The sequence below is a fragment of the Nocardioides sp. NPDC023903 genome (assembly GCF_040639295.1).
In the GTDB taxonomy this organism is placed as follows: Bacteria; Actinomycetota; Actinomycetes; order Propionibacteriales; family Nocardioidaceae; genus Nocardioides.
Genome location: NZ_JBEZZS010000006.1, coordinates 30355 through 50306, shown reverse-complemented (window position 1 = coordinate 50306; position 19952 = coordinate 30355). Strand labels below are relative to the sequence as shown.

Below are 19952 nucleotides of genomic sequence, written 5' to 3'. Positions count from 1 at the left end.
TGCCGAAGTCCCTGGACGGGCGACCCGAAGGTCACTCGCCACGGGCCTTCTTGATGATCTCGTCGGCGACGTTCGTGGGAACCTCGGCGTACGAGTCGAACTCCATCGAGTACGACGCCTGACCACTGGTCTTGGACCGGAGGTCACCGACGTACCCGAACATCTCGGACAGCGGGACGAGCGCCTGGACGACCATGTCGCCGTGACGCTCCTCCTGCGAAGACACCTGGCCGCGACGGGAGTTGATGTCGCCGATCACGGTGCCCAGGAACGTGTCCGGGGTGGTGACCTCGACGGCGAACATCGGCTCCAGCAGAACGGCCTTCGCCATGCGGGCGGCCTCCTTGAAGGCCTGGTTGCCGGCGATCTTGAAGGCGAGCTCGGAGGAGTCGACGTCGTGGTAGGCGCCGTCCTCGAGCGAGACCTTCACATCGACCATGGGGAAGCCGGCGAGGATGCCGAACTCCATGGCGTCCTGAGCACCCTGGTCGACCGAAGGGATGTACTCCTTCGGCACGCGACCACCGGTGACGTTGTTGGCGAACTCGTAGCCCGCACCCAGACCGGTCTCTTCGTCGACGTTGGGCTCGACGGAGATGACGACCTTCGCGAACTGACCCGAACCACCGGTCTGCTTCTTGTGGGTGTAGCTGTGGTTCTGGACCTTCTTGCGGAGCGTCTCGCGGTAGGCGACCTGCGGCTTGCCGACGGTCGCCTCGACCTTGAACTCGCGCTTCATCCGGTCGACGAAGACCTCCAGGTGGAGCTCGCCCATACCGGCGATGATCGTCTGGCCGGTCTGCTCGTCGGACTTGACCGTGAAGGTCGGGTCCTCTTCGGTGAGACGCTGGATCGCGGTGCCGAGCTTCTGCTGGTCGCTCTTGGTCTTCGGCTCGATGGCGACCTCGATCACCGGAGCCGGGAACGACATCGACTCGAGAACGACCGGGTGGGTCGGGTCACACAGCGTGTGACCGGTCTTCGACTCCTTCAGACCCATGACCGCGACGATCTGGCCGGCACCCACCGACGCGATCTCCTCGCGCTTGTTGGAGTGCATCTGGTAGATCTTCCCGATCCGCTCCTTGCGGCCGTTGATCGGGTTGACGACTGTCGCACCCGCCTCGACCTTGCCGGAGTAGACACGCAGGTAGAACAGCTTGCCCAGGTGCGGGTCGGAGGCGATCTTGAAGACCAGACCGGAGAACGGCTCGTCCTCGGAGGGCTTCCGGGTGACCTCGAGCGACTCGTCCTTGACGTCGTGGCCGATGATCGACTCGACGTCGAGCGGCGAGGGCAGGTAGTCGACGACCGCGTCGAGCAGGGGCTGCACGCCCTTGTTCTTGAACGCGGTGCCGGTGAGGATCGGGTTGAGCTTGTCAGCCAGGGTCGCGCGACGGATGGCGGCCTTCAGGGTGGGGACGTCGAAGACGTCGCCCTCCTCGAGGTAGACCTCCATGATGTCGTCGTCGGCCTCGGCGAGGGTCTCGACCAGCTTCTCGCGGTACTCCGCGGCCTTGTCGGCGAGGTCGGCCGGGATCTCCTCGATCACGTAGTCCTCGCCCATCGCGGTCTCGCCGCGCCAGACCTTGGCGTGCATCTCGACCAGGTCGACGACGCCGATGAAGTCGGCCTCGGCGCCGATCGGCAGCTGCAGCACCAGCGGGGTGGCGTGCAGCTTGTCGACGATCGAGTCGACGACCATGTAGAAGTCGGCACCGGTGCGGTCGAGCTTGTTGACGAAGCACATCCGCGGGACGGCGTACTTGTTCGCCTGACGCCACACGGTCTGCGACTGCGGCTCGACACCGGCAACACCGTCGAAGACGGCGACGGCGCCGTCGAGGACGCGCAGCGAGCGCTCGACCTCAACGGTGAAGTCGACGTGCCCGGGGGTGTCGATGATGTTGATCTGGTGGTCCTTCCACCAGCAGGTCGTCGCGGCGGACGTGATCGTGATGCCGCGCTCCTGCTCCTGCTCCATCCAGTCCATCGTGGCAGCGCCGTCGTGGACCTCACCGATCTTGTACGAGATACCGGTGTAGAACAGGATGCGCTCGGTGGTGGTGGTCTTACCGGCATCGATGTGCGCCATGATGCCGATGTTGCGGACCACATTGAGGTCCGTGGTGATGTCGACGGCCACTGTCTTCAGCGTTCCTTAAAGAGATTGTCTTCGGTCTGGATGGGCGGGGTGCCCACATTGTGCGGCAGGCACCCCGCCTTACGTCACCAGCGGTAGTGCGCGAAGGCCTTGTTGGACTCGGCCATCTTGTGAGTGTCCTCGCGCTTCTTCACAGCGGCACCAAGGCCGTTGCTCGCGTCGAGGATCTCGTTCATGAGGCGCTCGGCCATCGTCTTCTCACGACGGTCCTGGGCGTAACCGACGAGCCAGCGCAGCGCGAGCGTGGTGCCACGCGTGCCCTTGACCTCGATCGGGACCTGGTAGGTAGCGCCACCGACACGGCGGGACTTGACCTCGATGGCCGGCTTCACGTTGTCCATCGCACGCTTGAGCGTGACCACGGGGTCGGTGCCGGTCTTCTCGCGGCAGCCCTCGAGGGCGGTGTAGACGATGCGCTGCGCAACCTGCTTCTTGCCGTCCTGGAGGACCTTGCTGACGAGCTGGGTTACGAGCTGCGAGCCGTAGACGGGGTCGACGACGAGCGGACGCTTGGGAGCGGGACCCTTACGAGGCATGTCACTTCTCCTTCTTCGCGCCGTAGCGCGAACGGGCCTGCTTGCGGTTCTTGACACCCTGGGTGTCGAGCGTGCCGCGGATGATCTTGTAACGCACGCCGGGGAGGTCCTTCACACGACCGCCGCGGACGAGCACGATGGAGTGCTCCTGAAGGTTGTGACCCACACCCGGGATGTAAGCGGTGACCTCGACGCCGGAGGAGAGGCGCACACGGGCGACCTTCCGGAGGGCGGAGTTCGGCTTCTTCGGGGTGGTGGTGTAGACGCGCGTGCAGACGCCACGGCGCTGCGGCGATCCCTTGAGGGCAGGCGTCTTCGACTTCGTCGCCTTGTCCTCGCGGCCCTTGCGGACCAGCTGGTTGATTGTGGGCACCTCGGTGGTTCCCCTTCTTTTCTGCTCTCACTACGCGGCGCTCTGCCGCGAAGGATCAAATGTTGTGCATCCAGGTGGTGCGATACCAACTGGTCCCGCCTCGCCCCCGAGGTCGGGCGTGTCGCCCTTACCTCAACAGCACGAAGACGGATCTTTCGAACCGAATCCCCACTTGAGGGCGCCGAACCCGGGTCCGAGACCCATTTCTCGAGCTTGTTCCGGGCACGCGCGACGGCCTGGTTGTCCCAGACACGCTTCAGAGGCTACCCGGCGGCTTGAGAGGGGGTCAAAACGGCCCGGATACCACCTCTGAGTGCGGCGAGGAGCAGCACCCCCGCAAGCGTACCCAACAGCACCAGAGCGCCACTGGCGTACAGGGTCGTGCGGGCACCGAAGTGCTCGCCGACGAAGCCGATGAGCGGGGCACCCAGCGGGGTGCCACCCATCAGGACGGTCATGTAGATCGCCATCACCCGGCCGCGGAACTCCGGGGCCGCCTCGGTCTGCATGGTCGCGTTGCAGGCGTTGAGGGTCGTGATCGTGAAGAAGCCGAGCACGGGCGAGATCAGGGCGAAGAGCGCGTACGTCGGCATCAGCCCGGACACCATGACGGTGAGGCCGAACCCGGTCGCGGCCAGCACGATCAGCTTGAGCGGGATCCGGGTGCGGCGCGCGCCGAGCAGGGCGCCGGAGAGCGAGCCGATGGCCAAGACGGTGCCGAGCAGGCCGTACTCGCTGGCGCCCTTGCCGAACTCTTCGGTCGCCATCAGTGCCGAGGTGATCGGGAAGTTCGCCCCGAAGGTGCCGACGAAGAAGATGATCACCAGGACCATCAGCATCTTGGGCTGCGTACGGATGTAGGCGATGCCCTCGCGCAGCATCCCGCGCCGCCGGGCGACAGGGTCGGGCGAGTGCAGCTCGGCGGTGTTCATCCGCTGGAGCTGGCCGATCACGGCGAGGTAGGAGACGGCGTTGACGAGGATGACCCAGCCGGTCGCCTCGGGGCCGCTCCCCAGCCAGCCGATGAGGAGCCCGGCCAGCGCCGGCCCGATCAGACGGGCGAGGTTGAACGAGGCCGAGTTGAGACCGACGGCGTTGGTGAGGTCGTCGGGGTGGACCATCTCCGAGACGAACGACTGCCGGCCGGGGCCGTCGAAGGCGGCACCGGTGCCGAAGAGGAACGCGATCACGTAGACCATCCACACCTCGGCGTGGCCGCTCACCGCCAGCACACCGAGCAGCAACGACATCAGGGCCATCCAGCCCTGGGCCGCCTGCAGCAGGCGACGCTTCGGGAAGCGGTCGGCGATGACCCCGGCGTAGGGGCTGAGCAGGAGGATGGGCAGGAACTGCAGGCCGGTGGTGATACCGAGTGCCGCTCCCCCGCCGCCGAGGCTCAGGACCAACCAGTCCTGGGCGATGCGTTGCATCCAGGTGCCGACGTTGGAGACGACACTGCCGGCTAGGTAGAGGCGGTAGTTGTGGCTGCGCAGGGAACGGAACGTGGGACTCAACTGGTGGCTATTCTCTCCATGATCGAAGCGGCTGTGCGGATGGCGGCGAGCTCGTCGGCATCGAGGTCGACGAGCTGCTGGGCGAGCCAGGCGTCCCGGCTGAGCCGGTCCTTGCGTACGGTCCGGCGGCCCTTGTCGGTGATCGAGACCAGCACCTGTCGGCGGTCGGTCTCACCCTGGCGGCGGACGACGTAGCCGCCCTCCTCGAGGAAGTTGACCATCCTGGTCATGCTCGGCGGCTGGACGCGCTCGCGCCCGGCCAGGGCGCCGAGGGTCATCTCGTCGTTGGCGTACAACGCCCCGAGCACCGCCATCGACCCCAGCGAAAGGTCGTTGTCGGGGTGGCGCTCGTTGGCCAGGCGGCGGCGCATCCGCATGACAGAGGTGCGCAGCACCGAAGCGACCTCGGGGATGTCGGAGGACGCGTCGGGCGCGGAAGCGGGCTGTGCGGTAGGCATGTCGGTAAGCATAACTGCTTACCGGCGCTAACTATTCCGGCCAGAGACGGCGCCCTGGTGTGGACGCCGTCACAGAGTCAGGACATCGCGGCGAGCATCAGGATGTCGTCGCGGCTGTACGTGCGGCCGGGGTGAGCCTCCGCGAGGTGCTCCTGCACCTTCTCGACCAGCTCGTCGTCGGTCTCCGTGCGGAAGTTGGTGCCACAGGGGCAGCGAAGCGAAGCCATCAGGGACCTCCCAGGTCGTCGGGGCCATGCCGAGAAGTGCTCGACTGCCCCAGAGTATCGCCCACCCAAGGGCCACTAAGGTTGGACCCATGAGCGACCAGTACCGCGACGACGACTATTCCGGCACCTACCCGGAGCAGCAGTACGAGGGGTACGACGGCGACTACTACACCGAGGACGGCGGCTACCCGCGGGCCTACGGCTACGACGAGCCGCCTGTCGAGGAGCCGGTCCAGGCAGCGCCCGAGCCGAAGATCGAGCTCGTCGACCAGGACGGCATCCGCGCCTTCGAGCTCGCCACCCTCGGCTGGCTCGTCGGGTTCGTCGCCCTGCTCCCTTTCTGGGGCCTGCTCAACGACCGCGGCTGGACCTGGTGGATCTGGACCTGCCTAGCGGCCTTCGGCATCGGCGCGATCGGCATCGAGCTGACCCGGCGCCGCAAGGCCCGCCGGCTGCGCGCCGAGGGTCTCGCCTAGAGCTAGAAGGCCTCGGCGTCGTCGCTGATCGTGTCGAAGACCGGGTCCGGCAGCGGCTGCGGCTCGTGCTTCTTCGCCAGCCGCACCTCCGAGTGCGCACCGCACCCGTGGTTGAGGCTGACCACCTTGCCGTCGTCGTTGGCGTCACCGTTGGCACAGACACCGAAGCTCGAGGCCAGGTGGCCGGTCAGCCGGACCAGGAAGCCACAGCTGTGGCACTGGTCGGGGGCGGCCTGCGCGAGCGGCGCCTCGGGACCGCCGTCACCGGCGTACCACCGCTCCGCGGCGGCGTCGAAGCCGGAGGTGGACAGGGTCCGGACGCGGCCGAGGCCGAGGTCCTTGGCGACCTCACGCACCTGAGCCTTCTCGTCGGCGTCGAGCGGGTCGTCGCCGAAGGCGTACGTCGGGACCAGTCGCGCGTCGTCGTCCTCGACCGGGAGCAGATCACCGGGCGAGAGGTCGCCGGGCTTGATCCGTTCGCGGTAGGGCACCCAGGCCGGCGCGACGATCGCGGCGTCACCCGGAACGAGGACGACCTCGTTGACGGTCACCGGAGCATCGACACCGAATCCGGGGCCGTCGAGCGAGGGCACGGTGACGAGCGTGACCGACCAGTGCCACCCGACGTAGCCCTTGCGGGTGCAGGCGAACAGGTGGGTCACGACGCCCGGGCCAGCACCCTTCTCGACCACATGGCCGAGATGTTCTCCGACGTCACCGGCTGGCACGTCGGACAGGAGCGCGGCGCGGGCCTCGTCGACGGCAGCGACGGCCGTCGCATCGGCGTACGGGGTCGTGATCACGGTCCACATCTTCGCCCACAGGCGTCTCAGGTTCCACTTCGGGGTCACCTTGCGCCACCACAACCTGAACTTCCGCACAACGCGTGATCCTCCCAGACGTACGCCTCTACTGCACAGTCATGACAGCCCTTGAAACGACCAACACCCGCCGGAGCGTGGCTACGGCGGGTGTTGGGGACGCTTGGCTACTGAAGAGCGCGCGTGGAGACCATGGAGAGGACGTACTCGACAAGCGAGATCAGCGTCGCCTTGGTCGACTGGCGGTCGCGGGCGTCACAGGTGACGATCGGGATGTCCGGGCGCAGAGCCAGGGCCTCGCGGATCTGCTCCGGCTTGTAGGCCTGGTTGGCACCGAAGACGTTGTGGGCCACGACGAACGGCACGTTGCGGGACTCGAAGTAGTCGATCGCGCCGAAGGAGTCGGCGAGGCGACGGGTGTCGATGAGCACCACAGCGCCGATGGCGCCCTGGGTCAGGTCGTCCCACATGAACCAGAACCGGTTCTGTCCGGGGGTGCCGAACAGGTAGAGGATCAGGTCGGAGTCGAGGGAGACTCGACCGAAGTCCATCGCGACCGTGGTCGTCTTCTTGTTTGGCACGGCGGAGAGGTCGTCGACGCCGGCGGTCGCCTGCGTCATCACGGCCTCGGTCGTCAGGGGGACGATCTCCGAGACGGAGCCCGCGAAGGTCGTCTTACCAACGCCGAACCCGCCGGCGATGACGATCTTCGCAGACATCGTCGCCTGCTTGGAGTCGGTGGTCACTGCATTACTCCTGTCAAAGCTTCCTCAGGCCGGACAGCACGCGCTCGAGGAGAGCGGTGTCCGGGGCGTCCGGGACCTTGCTGGCGTGCACCTGCACCACGCCGCGCTCCGCAAGGTCACCGATCAGGACTCGGGCGACACCCAGGGGCACCCGGATGAGCGCCGCGACCTCAGCGACGGAACGGCTCTCGCGGCAGAGCTCTGCGATCGTCCGCTCCTCGGGCGACCGGACGTAGCCGTCGATCACGTAACGATCAGTGATCACCAGTGCTTCAATCGGGAAGACGCGCTTGGGTTGCGTGCGGCCACGGGTCAGGGCGTACGGCCTGACCAGCGGCGGCGGTTCGGATGCGTGGTTGCTCACGATCTCGGTCCTAGGGTCGGGGCACTGATCAGGCGCCGGTTCTGGTATCGGGGGTGAGGGCGCTGGCAACACGCGAGATCAACAGCTGCATCTGGTAGCCAACCTGTCCCAGATCGCAGTCGGGGGCGGCGAGGGCAGCAAGGCTGGAGCCCTCACCAACCGCCATGAGGACCAGATAGCCACCGTCCATCTCGATGACCATCTGCTGGACATTACCCGCAGCGAAGCAGCGAGCTGCTCCCTGGGTAAGACTGGTGAGACCGGAGGCGATCGCCGAGAGCTGGTCGGCCCGGTCCGGGGGGAAGTCGACGGAGCTGGCCATCGGCATGCCATCAGCCGACACCAAGATCGCGTGAGCGATGTCAGGGGTGCGCTGGGTCAGGCTGTCGACAAGCCAGTCCAGTCCTGCGGGGGCCGTTGTCACTGCTGCTCCTCACCTTCGGGGTTGCTTTCCGCATCAGCGGGGTTGTTGCGGGCGCGGCTGACGCCCTTCTGGAAGCTGGACATGCCACGGGTGCGGCGCGCGTCCATGTTACGCGGACCTGATGACGGTGGTGTGACCGAAGGGGCAGCACCTGGGATCAGGTTCTGGCCCGGGACACGAACGGGGAGTCCACCTTGGGTGATCGTCGCCGGCTCCTGCTCCTGCAGCTGCTCCAGCTCCTGTGCCCGGCGCCAACCCTCGTCGCCCGGCGAGGACCAGCTCACCGGCGTGGTCGGCTCGTCGTCCTGAGCGACCGGCTCGTCGACCGGCTCGCTCGCGGGGGCCGCCGCCGGACGCGGGGCGTCGGCCTTCGGAGCCGGGGCGGCCTTGGCGGCCGGGGCGATCGGGTCGCTGAGTGGATCGCCCTTGGACTCCATCGCCCGGCGCGCACCGAGCGGGCGACGACGGGTGAACCACTCGGACTGAAGGTCGTCGAAGATCGAGCTTCCCTCGTCGTCGAGGATCGGAACCTCGGTGGTCGAGTCGAGCGGGTTCGGCGAGTTGGTCGGCTCCGGAGCCAGCGGCCCCATCGGGCTGCCCGGGGCGATCGCGTCACCGGCAGGACCGAACGGGTCGTCGTCGGGACCGAAGCCCGGCGGCGGCGTACGCGGCGTGGTGCGCTCGTTGGGGCGCTCGAAGGTGCGGAACGCGCCGGTGTCGGTGCCGAACGGGCTGCCACCCTGGCCGCCCGGGTCGCGACGAGGCAGCTCGCCGCTCTCGGTGCTCGGGTCGAAGCGACCGTCGGGGAACCGCGCGGCCAGGTCCTCGGCCTTGCGAACCGGCAGCATGTTGGACAGGAAGTTCTGCTGCTGGCCGCTGGGGCTCTGCTGCGGCGCCGGCGGCTGGTTGGCCCCGAACGGGTCGCCGCCGAACGGGTCTCCCCCGTACTGCGGCTGGCCACCGCTGAACTGCTGCGGCTGCGCCGGGAAGCTGCCCGTGCGCGCGGCCGGAGACTCGTAGCCCGGGTCGCCCGGCATCGGCGGGACACCGCCGTATGCGGGCAGCTGGCCCGTCTGCGGTCCGCTCTGCCCGAAGCCGTTGTGCTGGCCTGAGTGGCCGTTGGCACCCTGCTGCGGGAAGGCCGACGCACCGCCGTTGGAGAGGTTGGGGTGGTTGGACGCACCGGGCGTACGGCTCGGCAGGGCCGGAGGCGCTGCCGCGGAGGCCGCGGGCGCCTCGGGGGCCGGAAGAGCACCGACCGGCACGTCGTAGGGGTTGCCACCGGCGTACGGCTGGGCGTCGTAGGCGGGCATCCCGTACTGCATCTCGTAGGGGAGCTCGCCGGTGGTCGGGTAGGCGCCGGTCTGCTGGCCGTAGCCACCCTGCTGGAACGCGTAGGCGTCGAAGCCCTGCTGCTGGCCGGAGGGGGCCTCGGCGTGGGCGCCGACGATCGTGGTGACCGGCATCTCGACGCGCGCGACCACACCGCGGGGGCGGTTGGGAACGAGCTCGATGTAGAGACCGTGACGCGCCGCCAGGCGCGCGACCACGACCAGACCCATCATCCGGGCGACGTCGGCGTCGAGGCCGGTCGCACGGCGCAGCTTCATGTTGGCCGCGTCGAGCTCCTCCGGCGTCATGCCGATACCGAGGTCCTCGATCTCGACCAGCAGCGGCGCGGCGGGGCCGGCGCGGAAGGTGCGGATCGTGACAGCTGTGTCGGGCGGGGAGAAGTTGGTGGCGTTCTCGATCAGCTCCGCGAGCAGGTGCACGAGGTCACCCGCGATCGCGCCCTCGAACTCGGCGTTCTCGTCGGAGTCGATGTCGACCCGGGCGAACTGCTCGATCTCGGAGGCCGCGGCACGGAGCACGTCGAGGACCGGGACCGGACCACGAGCCGCGTGGCCGATCTCGCCACCGGCGAGGACCAGGAGGGACTCGTCGTTGCGGCGCATTCGGGTGGCGAGGTGGTCCAGGCGGAACAGGTTCGCGAGGTCGTCGGGGTCCTGCTCGTTGGCCTCGAGCTGGTCGATGAGCTGGAGCTGACGCTCGACGAGGCTCTGCGAACGGCGGGAGAGGTTCATGAACATCTTGTCGACGTTCGTACGCAGCTCGGCCTGCTCGCCCGCCAGCCGGATCGCCTCGACGTGGACCGCGTCGAACGCGTCAGCGACGTCACCGATCTCGTCTCGACGCGCGATGTCCAGAGGCTCCACATGTGTGTCCACCGGGCCTTCGGCCTGGTTCATGTAGGCGACTCGCTCAGGCAGGTCGTGGTTGGCCAGGTTGTAGGCCAAGCGGCGCAGCTGGCTCAGCGGCGACAGGATCGAGCGGGCCGCGACCAGACCGACGGCGAGGGCGAAGATCAGAACACCGAGAACGAGGAGACCGATGACGATGGCGTCGCGGGTCGCGTCGCTCTTGATCTGCTCTACGTCGTCGCTGATCTCCTGCGCGGTCTGGACGATCATCTTCTGCAGACCACGGATGAACTCCGTGCTGGCGCTGGTGTACTCGTCCGGGGTCATCTTGACCCGGTCCGTGCTGCCGCTGGAGATCACCTGGTTGACGACCCGGTGGGCAGGCGCCCCGGTCGAGCCCTCGTCGGTGGTGTCGTTGGTCAGCTCGTCGAGCTGCTGGCGGATGTTGTCGGACGTCTTCGCGTAGTAGTCCGCCGTCGACAGGCGCCACTTGGCCTCGGCGCGGGCGAGCTGTGCGAACTCCTCGTCGGTGAGGACGTCGGGGTTGACCGCGCCGTCGGCCTCCTTGGCCGCCTTCGTGCTCAGCGCCTTCATCATGATCATGCGCTCGGCGCCCATGGCCTCCGAGGCGGGACGCACGTTGCTGATCGCGGAGATCTTGGAGAAGACCTCGTCGTTCTCCAGGGTCGGCATCTGCGCCGAGATCCCGAAGAGGTTGTTCATCACGGTCGTGTAGGCCAGCTGGGCCTCGACCGCGGTGTCCTTCTCCTGGATCTGCGAACGCAGGTCGTCGATGCCGTTGAGCGCCTGCTGGATCTCGACGATGCTGTTCTCGAGGTCCTTGTCGTCGCCGGCGTCGATCTCCTTCGCCTTGGCGCTCCATGCCTCGATCGACTCGTCGGTCTTCTGCTGCAGCGGCCGCATGACGACCTCGGGAACGCCCGCGAGCGCTCCGTCACGCTCGAACAGGATGTTGATCGCGAGTTCGTAGGTGTCAGGCAGTGCCTGGGCGACAGTCTCGGCCTGGCGTGCTTCCGCCTGGGCTGAGAGGGCGCGCGAAATGCTCAACCCGCCGAACACCATCGCCGCGATGGTCGGGATGAGCAGCACGAAGATGAGGCGCGCTCGAATTCCCTGCCAGGGCTTACGTTCCGGACGGTGGGTTGTGCTTGCGTATGGCTCGGCCATTACTCCCTCTCGTGGCCATGTCACATCATTCCCGAGAGGTGTGCACCGTCTGTGGCGCACACCCCAGTCCCCCGCCGCGAAGTCTGCTGGCACCCGGGCGTACCTGTCTGCAGTCTTTGGCGACGCAAACTTACGTCATAAGTGGTCTCGATTACCAATGGTGTACGAAATCATTTGCAAATCTATGGAGGGGTAGGCGGAGTATAGGCCCCACCCGCACGAGGGACGACATGGCGAGCCATCCGTGGATGCGTCGATGGCCGGAGAGGGGAATACCTCACGCGTCCCTGGGCGCTGAGGACTAGGCTCTCCCGCGTCGGCCGTCACAGTCGCCGGGCGACGTACGTTTGAAGCGCTGATGCGCGAGGAAGGGGCAAGCTGCCGTGCCTACTGGCAAGGTCAAGTGGTTCGACGCCACCAAGGGCTTCGGGTTTCTGTCGCAGGACGACGGTCCGGATGTGTACGTCCACGCCGACGCGCTCCCCGAGGGCGCTGCCAAGACCTTGAAGGCCGGCACCCGCGTGGAGTTCGGCATCGCCCAGGGACGCCGCGGTGAGCAGGCGCTGTCGGTGACCGTGCTCGAGCGCGCCCCGTCCGTCTCCGGGCGCCAGCGTGCCGCCAAGCGCCGCAACCCCGAGGAGATGGAGCTGATCGTCGAGAACGTGATCAAGCTCCTCGACGACATCCGCGACGGCTACGCCCAGGGCCGCCCGCCCACGCGAGAGCTGGCCAAGAAGGTCTCCCCCGCGCTGCGCCAGATCGCCGACGAGTTCGAGCTCTAGATCCAGCTCAGGTCGGGGATCAGCGTCTGCACGCCGACCACGAGGCCGGCGACGTTCACGGCCAGCAGCACGAGGATCCAGAGCACCGACGGGATGCCGGTCAGGCCGGCGAGCTGGTCGGGGTCGGAGCCGCGGCGACCTCGCTCGCCGCGACCGAGGAGCTCCAGGAGCGGTCTCGGTGAGGCGAGCAGGAGCAGCCAGGTGACCAGCGTGGCGGCGATGGTCTGGATGCGCCCGTCGGCGTACCAGCTGATTGCGCCCAGAGCGGCGCCGAGGACCAGCAGGACGACGAGGCCGTAGCCGTTGCGCACCCACAGCAGCAGCACGAGCATCGCGGCCACCAGGAGCCACAGCAGCCCCAGGGCGTGACCCGCGGCGAGCATGGTCGCGCTGAGCAGGCCGAGGAGTGCCGGGGCGAGGTAGCCGGCGGCGAGCATCGCCACCATCCCCGGCCCGGACGGCTTGCCGCGCGAGAGAGTGACGCCCGAGGTGTCGGAGTGGAGCTTGATCCCGGCCAGGCGCCGGCCGACCAGGACCGCCACCACGGCGTGACCGGCCTCGTGGACGACGGTGACGCCGAGGCGTACGGTGCGCCAGCTCCCACGCCACACGACCAGCACCAGAGCGACGAGTCCGGCGCCGATCAGCCAGGGCGCTTCGGGGACGGTCTGGGTCGCGCTGATCGTGTCCCAGAACTCCCTCACGCCGCCACCTCCGTAGCGCAAGCGCCAGAATACGAAGGCGACGGCGTGTTGTGCTCGTGGTTCACTCGCTGACGCTCGCTCACTTGGACGCCTTCTGGTTCATCGATCCGGAGCGGAAGCCCCGTGGGTCGATCTCCGCGGCGGGGAATCCTGCGTCTGTCACGGTCTTGAGCACCTCGTCGGCATGGTGGGGGTCGAGAGGCAGGAGGGTAGCGGACAGCTCGACCGTGGCCTTCTCCCCATGGTCACGCACGCGCAGGTCCACCTTGGCCGCGTCGTGGCCGCGGGCGGCCAGGACGCTGCGTACGCCCTGCTCTGCTCTCTCTACGCGCGCGAGGCGCCTCGGCGTGACCTCGAGGCCATAGGCGATCCGGCTGGAGAGGCAGGCCGCGGCCGGCTTGTCCCAGGTGGGCAGCCCCCAGCGGCGCGAGGCCTCGCGGATCTGCTCCTTGGTCAGGCCGGCGTCCTTGAGTGGGGTGATCGCACCGCGCTCGGCGGCCGCGCGGATGCCGGGCCGGAGGCCGTTGAGCCCCTCGATCGCGTCGTCGGCGTTGGTGCCGGTGGCCACGTGGGCCAGACCGAGCTCACGGGCCAGCGGCAGGAGGGTGTCGAGCAGCTCCGCCTTGCAGAAGAAGCACCGGTCGGTGCCGTTGGCCCGGTAGCCCTCCCGCTCCATCTCGTGGGTCTGCGGGGTGATCAGGCGTACGCCTAGGCTCGTCGCGAACTCGGCGGCCGGGTCCCTCTCCGCAATCGGGAGGCTGTGCGAATAGCCGGTCGCGGCGGCGACGTCGTCGCTGCCCAGAGCTCTGACCGCGGCCGCCAGGAGGAAGGCGCTGTCGGCGCCTCCGGAGAAGGCGACCAGCACGCTTCCCCGAGTCTTGAGATCCGCTTCGAGAGCGTTGAGCCGTTGGTCGAGATCGGACACGCCCCGACCCTATCCGCGAGCTCCACGCGTGTTCGCGGATCGCCGCCGGGAGACCAGGACCACCAGCAGGACCACGAGCACGATCTCGACTACGACGAGGACGCTCACAACCGCGAACGTGAGAACGACCGCGGCGAGCGCGGTGCGCGTGGCATCGTCGCGGTCGGTCCGCACCTCCTCGGCGATCTCCTGGGCGGAGGCGATGAGCACCTCCTGCAGGCCACGTATGAAATCGGTGCTGGACACGACGTACGACTCCAGGGTCAGGGCAGTGCCGCCACCGGTGATGATCTCGCTGACGCCCTGGTGGGCAGGTACGCCTGTGGCGCCCTCCGTGGCCGTGCCATCGGTCAGCTCGTCGAGCGCCCTGCGCTGGTCCGCCGAGGACCCCTCGTAGAAGGCGGCGAGCGAGCGACTCAGTCCGGCCTCAGCCTCGGTGAGCGCCGCGATCTCGTCGTCGCTGATCTGCTTCTTGCCAGGCGACGGTGACCTGGCAAGTACGGCCATCATGATCGCGCGCTCCTGGCCCAGCGCCTCCCATGCCTCGGGCATGTGGCCGATCGCCTCGATCGACGAGGTCGCCTGGCCGTCGCCCGTGCTCGGCAGATCGCCCGCGATGCTGAACAGGTCGTTGGCCAGGGCTGTATAGCTCGCTGTCCCTTCGGCGCGATCGTCCCGCATCTGCGTACGCAGCTCGTCGATGCCGTCGACACCTTCGGCGATCCGGGTGAGCGTCGCGTCGAGCTCCTCGTCGCCGCTGTCGATCTCCTGCGCACGAGTACGCCACGCCTGCGCCGACTCGTCGGTGGCCTGCTGCATCGGCCGGAGCACGACGGGAGGTACGCCGGCCATCATCGCGTCGCGTTCGAAGGAAAGGTTGACCGCGAGGTCGAAGGTCTCCGGGAGGGCCTCGGCGAGCGACACGGTCCTCGCGCTGGGTGCCGCCTGGCCGGTTGCCCGCGAGACGCCCAGGTAGGCGAGGACTCCCGCCACGATGGCGACGATCACGGCCAGGACCAGGACGGTCCAGATCGCCCACGTGCCCTTCTTGGCCCGCTCATGGGTCGGAGATTCCAGTGTGTTGGTCATGACGCCCTCTCGGGTCCGGCTGAGTGAGGAACCCTAGGACAGGAGCGACGGCACGCGCCTGTGAATTCTGGATAGCGCCCGGGCCCGGGCCGTCGTCTGGATAGGGTCACACCATGGGGGCAGAGCGGGAGGCGTCGGCAGGATCAGGCCGACGGCAGGGGGGAGTTCTGAGGTCGCTCGTCGAGATCCTGATCATCGCGGTGACAGCGATCCTGCTCGCCGTCGTCATCAAGACATTCCTCGCCCAGGCGTTCTACATCCCCTCGGAGTCGATGCAGCCCGGGCTGGAGGTCAACGACCGCGTACTCGTGGAGAAGCCGTCCTATTGGATGGGCGGCACACCCGAGCGCGGCGACGTCGTCGTCTTCGCCGACCCCGGCGGCTGGCTCTCGACCAACCAGATCCCTCCGGCATCGACCGGCTTCAGGGCCGTGCTCGCCAAGGTCGGGCTCTACCCGACCGGCGACCACCTGGTGAAGCGGGTCATCGGAGTCGCGGGCGACACCGTGGAGTGCTGCGAGTCGGGTCGCGTCGTCGTCAACGGCACGCCGCTGGACGCGTCCTCCTTCATCGCTCCGGCCGATGCCTGTGACGGTCCGATGGCGCAGGACAACGGGTCGTACACCCAAGGCGGCTGCAAGGGCTGGAAAGCTGTCGTCCCCGAGGGCCGGCTCTTCGTGATGGGCGACAACCGCGCCAACTCCGCCGACTCGTCCTTCCATCTGTGCAGCCCCGAGCGTCAGAAGTCCGGCGACGAGGCCTGCTCGAACGCTTTCGTACCCGTCTCCGACGTCGTCGGCCGCGTCGCCGTCGTCTTCTGGCCCACCGACCGCTTCGGCGTCGAGCACCGCCCGGAGACCTTCGACGCCGTCGACTGAGAACGTCCGGCCGAGTCGGTCGTTGTGGCGGCCGAGAATGCAGTTGTGGGCGACGAAACCAGAGTTTCGTCGCCCACAACTACGGATTCGACCCGCCGCAACTGCAGATTCGGCGGGAGGGGTCAGGCCTCGCGGACCACATCCATGGTGCGGTCGCCGAACTTGACCTTGTCGCCGTCGACGAGGGCCGCGGGGCGGCGGGCGCCGAGGGCTCGTGCGGCACCCTTGCGGATCAGGGTGGTGCCGTTGGTGGAGCCGCGGTCCATGACCACGAGGGTGCCGTCGGCCGCGACCTGGAACTGGGCGTGGGTCTTGGACAGCGACATGTCGCTCGAGGAGAGGGCCACCCGGTGGGCGACCTCCTCGCCGGGACGCGGCTCGGGTCCGCGGCCGACGATGGCCAGACCCTCAACCACGAAGCTCTGGCCGGTGTCGAACGTGACCCGCCAGCGAGCCGTAGCCGCGGGCTGCGGAGCAGGTGCGGGTGGCGGCGGAGGGGCAGGCTGCGCCGACGGCTGCGCGACCGGGGCCGGCGGAGCGGGCGGAGCAGGCGGCATGGGAGCCGGTGGCGCGGGGGCCGGTGGCGCCTGGAAAGCGATCGGTGCCGGGACCTGGGTCGGGGCCGCCTGGGCCTCGGCCGCGGCCTGCGCCGCGCTCTGGGTCGGGGCGGCGGGGGTCTGCGGCCGCTCGGCCCGCTCGGGGGTCGCCTCGGCCTGCTTCAGGCGCATGGTGGTCAGGTTGACGATGCGGCGCGGCGCCGGGGCCTCCTCCTCGGCCTCGACGACCGCCGGAGGACGTACGTCGACCACGACCGAGCCCGCACGGCGGTCATGCCACCCCTGGCGCCGGCCGCGGTCGTCCATCGCGGCGACCCAGGCGAAGGTGGCGGTGCCGATGCCGAGCGTCGGGATCGTGCAAAGACCGAGCAGGGCCTGGCGTACGAACGCCTTGCCGACGCCGATGGGGCGGCCCGCGGCTCCGGAGTCATCGCTGACCACGCGGAGCCCGAGGGCCATCTTGCCGGGGGTCTTGCCCCCGGAGCCGGTGAGTACGGTGCCGACCAGCCAGACCGCCAGCACCACGCCGGCGATCAGGCCGGCGCCGGGCAGCGGGTTTCCGTTGCGGAAGAAGATCAACCAGGCGGCGAACCCCGCCGCGGCGAAGATCGCCCACGCGATCACCCGGTCGATGGCGAAGGCGTAGAACCGACGGTCGGGCTCCGCGATCGCAGCCTCGACGGTTGGAGCGGGCAGGCCGGCCACGCTCATGCCGCCGCCCCGATGGGGGCCGGCGACATGAGCGAGAGCCGCTGGATCATGGGTTGGTCACCCGGATCGTCAGACTGTCACCGAGGTCGATGACGGCACCCGGCATGAGCTGGACGGGTACGCCGGGGCGCAGGTCCTCCGGGCCGAGACCGGGCTGGACCAGCACGGTGCCGTTGGTCGAGCCGAGGTCGGTGACCACCGCTGCGCCGTGGTCGACCCCGGCACCGGGACGGATCTCGCAGTGGGTCGAGGAGATCTCCTGGTGAGGGCTCGGCACGGTCACCAGCATCGGCTGCTCGGTGGGCGTGAACCGGCTCGCCTCGGGGGCGCGGCCGACCAGGACGACCCGGTCGACCTCGACGCGGTCGCCGCTGGAGAACTCCAGTCGCGCGACCGGGTAGGCGGTCACCTTCGGGGCCTCGGGCTGGCCGGGAATCCCGGCGAGACCGGCGTTGAGGTCCTCGCCGACGCCGATGCGGGTCAGACCGTCGTGGTCGTCCTCGTCGGGGTTGGGCTCCTCCCAGACCGGCTCGTCGTGGGTCTCCGGGATCGGCGCCACGGGCGGGGCCGGCGGCGCGGGCGGAGCCGGGAACGCCGGCGGCGCCGGGGGCGCCGGCGGGATGTCGGTCACCGGCGCGTCGGCCGGCGGGCCGTCGAAGGCCGGTGCCTCGATCGGTGCCTCGCTCGGCGCAGCGTCGATCAGACCCTCGGCCGGAACGTCCTCGAAGGGAGCGGGCGGCGCGCCCACCGGAGGCGGCGGAGGCGTCGTCAGCGGCGGCGGAGGCGGCATCGACGGCGGGCCGAAGCCGGGCGCCGGGGCGGACTCGGGCTCGTCGTAGGACTCGGGCCCGTCGTAGGACTCCTCGTCGACGGCCGGGAGGACCTCGGTCTCGGCGTCGGAGGCGACGTCCATGTCGGGCACGGGCTCCGGGGAGACCGCCGCGGGGCCGAAGGACGACGCCACGGCAGCGGCGTGCTCGTCGCTGGCGTAGTCGTCCTCGTAGCCGGCGGAGACGGGCTCGGGGAAGTCCTGGTCGTCGGTGTCCTGGGACGCGGCCGGCATCTCGAACGCCTCGGTCGGCTCGGTCAGGTCGTCGTGACGCGGGGCCGACGCCTCGCCGGACTCGTCGCCCCGGTTGACCGAGATCGGCTCGTCAGCGTCGGCGTCCGCGTCGAAGTCGGTGTCCGGGCCGAGGTCTGCCTCCGCGTCGGAGTCCGACTCCGAGTCGGCCCCGAGACCGGGGAGGTCACCCGAGACCGGGATCGGCGGCACGACCGAGAGCGAGGGCGGAGCCGCGACCGGCTCGTCCTCGCCGAGTCCCTGCTCCTCGGCGGAGTCGAGCTCGTCGACCGAGTCGAGGTCGTCGGAGTCGGCGTAGCTCTCCTCGGGAAGAGGATCGCTGAGCGGGTCGGCCGGGGCCGGCTCGTCGATGCTGTCGTCGGCGCCCTCCTCGACCGCCACCGGGGCAGCGACGAAACCGGCGCGGCTCTCCGGCGAGTCGTCCTGGGCGGACTCCGGGGCGGGCGGCGGAACCTCGAGTCCCGAGACCCGAAGCAGGCCACCGAGCGCCGTCATCGGCTCACCGGTCGCGCCCTCCTCGCCGAGCGAGACGGACATCCTGGTGACACCCTCGAGGGTGCGCTCGACCCACGTCTTCGACGACGAGCCGTCGACCTCGACGGCGCCCTCGCCGGCCTCGAACGAGACCACGGACGGGCCGCGCACGACGGTGCGTACGCTGCCGCCGTCGGGCGTCACGTCCCCGGAGATGAGGACGAAGCCCGGCAACGAGCTGAGCCCGGTCGCGACGAGCGCGTCGAGCACCTCGTCGAACCCGGCACCGTCGTCGACGAGCGCCCATATGGCGCCCGCGCGGCTCTTCTCCGAGGGCGGGAGCAGCACCGTGGCGCTCTCACCGATGATGCCGAACCACGTGCCCGGCATGTAGGACGTGCTTGCGATGGTTGCTGGCTCACTCATGGCAGCACTCCTAGCTTCTGCTCCATACTCACCCTTTGTTGCTCCGAGTCATACGGGTTCTCCTCGGTCAATCCCATCACATCGACCACGATCGCGGTGGCGTTGTCCCGGCCACCTGCCTCGACCGCGGCGGCGACGAGCTTCTCGGCCGTGTCGCGGGCGTCGGTGTCCTCCGCCGCGAGGATGTCGGCGATCTCAGCATCCGAGATCATTCCGCTCACCCCGTCCGAGCACAGCATCAGCCGCGCGCCCACGGGCAGCGTCACCTGGAAGATGTCGGGGACCGCGGGGGCCATCCCGCCCAGCGCCCTGGTCACCACGTTGCGCTCCGGGTGGTGCTCGGCCTGCTCGCGCGTGATCTGGCCGGAGTCGACCAGCTCCTGGACCAGGCTGTGGTCTCGGCTGAGCTGGCTCAGCGTGCCGTCGAAGAATCGGTAGATGCGCGAGTCGCCGACGTTGAGCAGGATCCACAACGGGCTGCTTCCGCCGTCGGCGATCAGAGCCGCGGCGCAGGTGGTGCCGGACTGGTAGTCCGAGGCTCCGCGCGAGCGCTGCTCGAGCGCGAACGCCACGATCCGGTCCTGTGCCGCCTGGAGGGCCTCGACCATCGCCTGGCTGCCGGACTCGGAGGCGTAATGGGTGCCGCCGAGCTTGGCGAACTCCTGGATCACCATCTCGCTGGCGATGTCACCACCGTCGTGGCCGCCCATACCGTCCGCGACGACGAAGACCGGTGGCTCGGCCACATGGGAGTCCTCGTTGACCTTCCGCACCTGGCCGACATCTGTCGAGGCCCCGTGCGCGATCACTACTTTCCTGGACATCTCGCCCCC

Annotated in this window: 20 protein-coding genes; 3 read left to right on the top strand and 17 right to left on the bottom strand. The window is 69.0% G+C overall.

The features are described from left to right. Positions 1–31: 31 nt before the first annotated feature. The 6 genes from fusA to AB0F44_RS09085 all read right to left on the bottom strand — a co-directional run bounded on the left by fusA (position 32) and on the right by AB0F44_RS09085 (position 5272). A complete protein-coding gene (gene fusA, locus AB0F44_RS09110; RefSeq protein ID WP_357354682.1) occupies positions 32–2146 on the bottom strand; it encodes an elongation factor G in 2115 nt (704 codons plus the stop codon). An 83-nt stretch (positions 2147–2229) separates the two neighbouring features. Beyond that, positions 2230–2700, bottom strand: coding sequence for a 30S ribosomal protein S7 (rpsG, locus tag AB0F44_RS09105; protein ID WP_141806234.1), 471 nt, complete (start codon positions 2698–2700; stop codon positions 2230–2232). 1 nt (position 2701) lies between these two features. Continuing rightward, positions 2702–3073, bottom strand: a complete 372-nt coding sequence (rpsL, locus tag AB0F44_RS09100) for a 30S ribosomal protein S12 (protein ID WP_091052356.1) — start codon at positions 3071–3073, stop codon at positions 2702–2704. A gap of 263 nt (positions 3074–3336) precedes the next feature. Continuing rightward, a complete protein-coding gene (locus tag AB0F44_RS09095; protein ID WP_350660699.1) occupies positions 3337–4587 on the bottom strand; it encodes an MFS transporter in 1251 nt (416 codons plus the stop codon). Beyond that, a complete protein-coding gene (locus AB0F44_RS09090) occupies positions 4584–5045 on the bottom strand; it encodes a MarR family transcriptional regulator (protein ID WP_357354679.1) in 462 nt (153 codons plus the stop codon). The genes AB0F44_RS09095 and AB0F44_RS09090 overlap by 4 nt, the downstream gene beginning before the upstream one ends. A gap of 77 nt (positions 5046–5122) precedes the next feature. Further along, a complete protein-coding gene (locus tag AB0F44_RS09085; RefSeq protein WP_091052351.1) occupies positions 5123–5272 on the bottom strand; it encodes a DUF1059 domain-containing protein in 150 nt (49 codons plus the stop codon). 89 nt (positions 5273–5361) lie between these two features. Between AB0F44_RS09085 and AB0F44_RS09080 the strand changes: the two genes are divergently transcribed. Next, a complete protein-coding gene (locus tag AB0F44_RS09080) occupies positions 5362–5748 on the top strand; it encodes a DUF2530 domain-containing protein (protein ID WP_357354677.1) in 387 nt (128 codons plus the stop codon). Positions 5749–5750: 2 nt separating this feature from the next. Here AB0F44_RS09080 and AB0F44_RS09075 read toward each other — a convergent pair whose 3' ends face one another. From AB0F44_RS09075 to AB0F44_RS09055, 5 genes are all read right to left on the bottom strand, one after another. Further along, positions 5751–6560 carry a DUF3027 domain-containing protein gene (locus AB0F44_RS09075; protein ID WP_350661249.1) on the bottom strand — a complete coding sequence of 270 codons (810 nt, stop codon included), beginning with the start codon at positions 6558–6560 and terminating at the stop codon, positions 5751–5753. Positions 6561–6736: 176 nt separating this feature from the next. Beyond that, the gene (locus AB0F44_RS09070) at positions 6737–7288 is read right to left on the bottom strand and encodes an ATP/GTP-binding protein (protein WP_357354962.1); all 552 of its coding nucleotides are present in this window, start codon (positions 7286–7288) and stop codon (positions 6737–6739) included. A 40-nt stretch (positions 7289–7328) separates the two neighbouring features. Next, complete coding sequence (locus AB0F44_RS09065; RefSeq protein WP_179659719.1) at positions 7329–7679, bottom strand: DUF742 domain-containing protein; 351 nt, start codon at positions 7677–7679, stop codon at positions 7329–7331. A 28-nt stretch (positions 7680–7707) separates the two neighbouring features. Beyond that, the gene (locus tag AB0F44_RS09060; protein ID WP_350660704.1) at positions 7708–8103 is read right to left on the bottom strand and encodes a roadblock/LC7 domain-containing protein; all 396 of its coding nucleotides are present in this window, start codon (positions 8101–8103) and stop codon (positions 7708–7710) included. Beyond that, a complete protein-coding gene (locus AB0F44_RS09055; RefSeq protein WP_357354674.1) occupies positions 8100–11414 on the bottom strand; it encodes a nitrate- and nitrite sensing domain-containing protein in 3315 nt (1104 codons plus the stop codon). The genes AB0F44_RS09060 and AB0F44_RS09055 overlap by 4 nt, the downstream gene beginning before the upstream one ends. 461 nt (positions 11415–11875) lie before the next feature. Here AB0F44_RS09055 and AB0F44_RS09050 point away from each other — a divergent pair, with 461 nt between their 5' ends. Next, entirely contained in the window at positions 11876–12274 is a 399-nt protein-coding gene (locus AB0F44_RS09050; RefSeq protein ID WP_141806239.1) for a cold shock domain-containing protein, read from the top strand. Here the strand turns inward: AB0F44_RS09050 and AB0F44_RS09045 are convergent. The 3 genes from AB0F44_RS09045 to AB0F44_RS09035 form a co-directional block, all read right to left on the bottom strand. Further along, on the bottom strand, positions 12271–12978 hold the full coding sequence (locus AB0F44_RS09045) for a M50 family metallopeptidase (protein ID WP_357354671.1): 708 nt from the start codon (positions 12976–12978) through the stop codon (positions 12271–12273). The genes AB0F44_RS09050 and AB0F44_RS09045 overlap by 4 nt on opposite strands. Before the next feature lie 79 nt (positions 12979–13057). Beyond that, the gene (gene larE, locus AB0F44_RS09040; RefSeq protein ID WP_357354669.1) at positions 13058–13903 is read right to left on the bottom strand and encodes an ATP-dependent sacrificial sulfur transferase LarE; all 846 of its coding nucleotides are present in this window, start codon (positions 13901–13903) and stop codon (positions 13058–13060) included. A gap of 9 nt (positions 13904–13912) precedes the next feature. Continuing rightward, entirely contained in the window at positions 13913–14992 is a 1080-nt protein-coding gene (locus AB0F44_RS09035; protein ID WP_357354667.1) for a nitrate- and nitrite sensing domain-containing protein, read from the bottom strand. A 113-nt stretch (positions 14993–15105) separates the two neighbouring features. On the opposite strand from AB0F44_RS09035, the gene lepB reads away from it, so the two are divergent. Further along, a complete protein-coding gene (lepB, locus tag AB0F44_RS09030) occupies positions 15106–15870 on the top strand; it encodes a signal peptidase I (RefSeq protein ID WP_357354665.1) in 765 nt (254 codons plus the stop codon). A 122-nt stretch (positions 15871–15992) separates the two neighbouring features. Here the strand turns inward: lepB and AB0F44_RS09025 are convergent, their stop codons facing one another. Genes AB0F44_RS09025 through AB0F44_RS09015 form a run of 3 tightly spaced genes read right to left on the bottom strand, consistent with a single transcriptional unit; the run spans position 15993 to position 19943 of the window. Continuing rightward, a complete protein-coding gene (locus AB0F44_RS09025; protein WP_357354663.1) occupies positions 15993–17138 on the bottom strand; it encodes an RDD family protein in 1146 nt (381 codons plus the stop codon). Positions 17139–17184: 46 nt separating this feature from the next. Next, entirely contained in the window at positions 17185–19119 is a 1935-nt protein-coding gene (locus tag AB0F44_RS09020; protein WP_357354661.1) for an FHA domain-containing protein, read from the bottom strand. Beyond that, on the bottom strand, positions 19116–19943 hold the full coding sequence (locus AB0F44_RS09015) for a protein phosphatase 2C domain-containing protein (protein ID WP_357354659.1): 828 nt from the start codon (positions 19941–19943) through the stop codon (positions 19116–19118). The genes AB0F44_RS09020 and AB0F44_RS09015 overlap by 4 nt, the downstream gene beginning before the upstream one ends. Positions 19944–19952 lie beyond the last annotated feature (9 nt).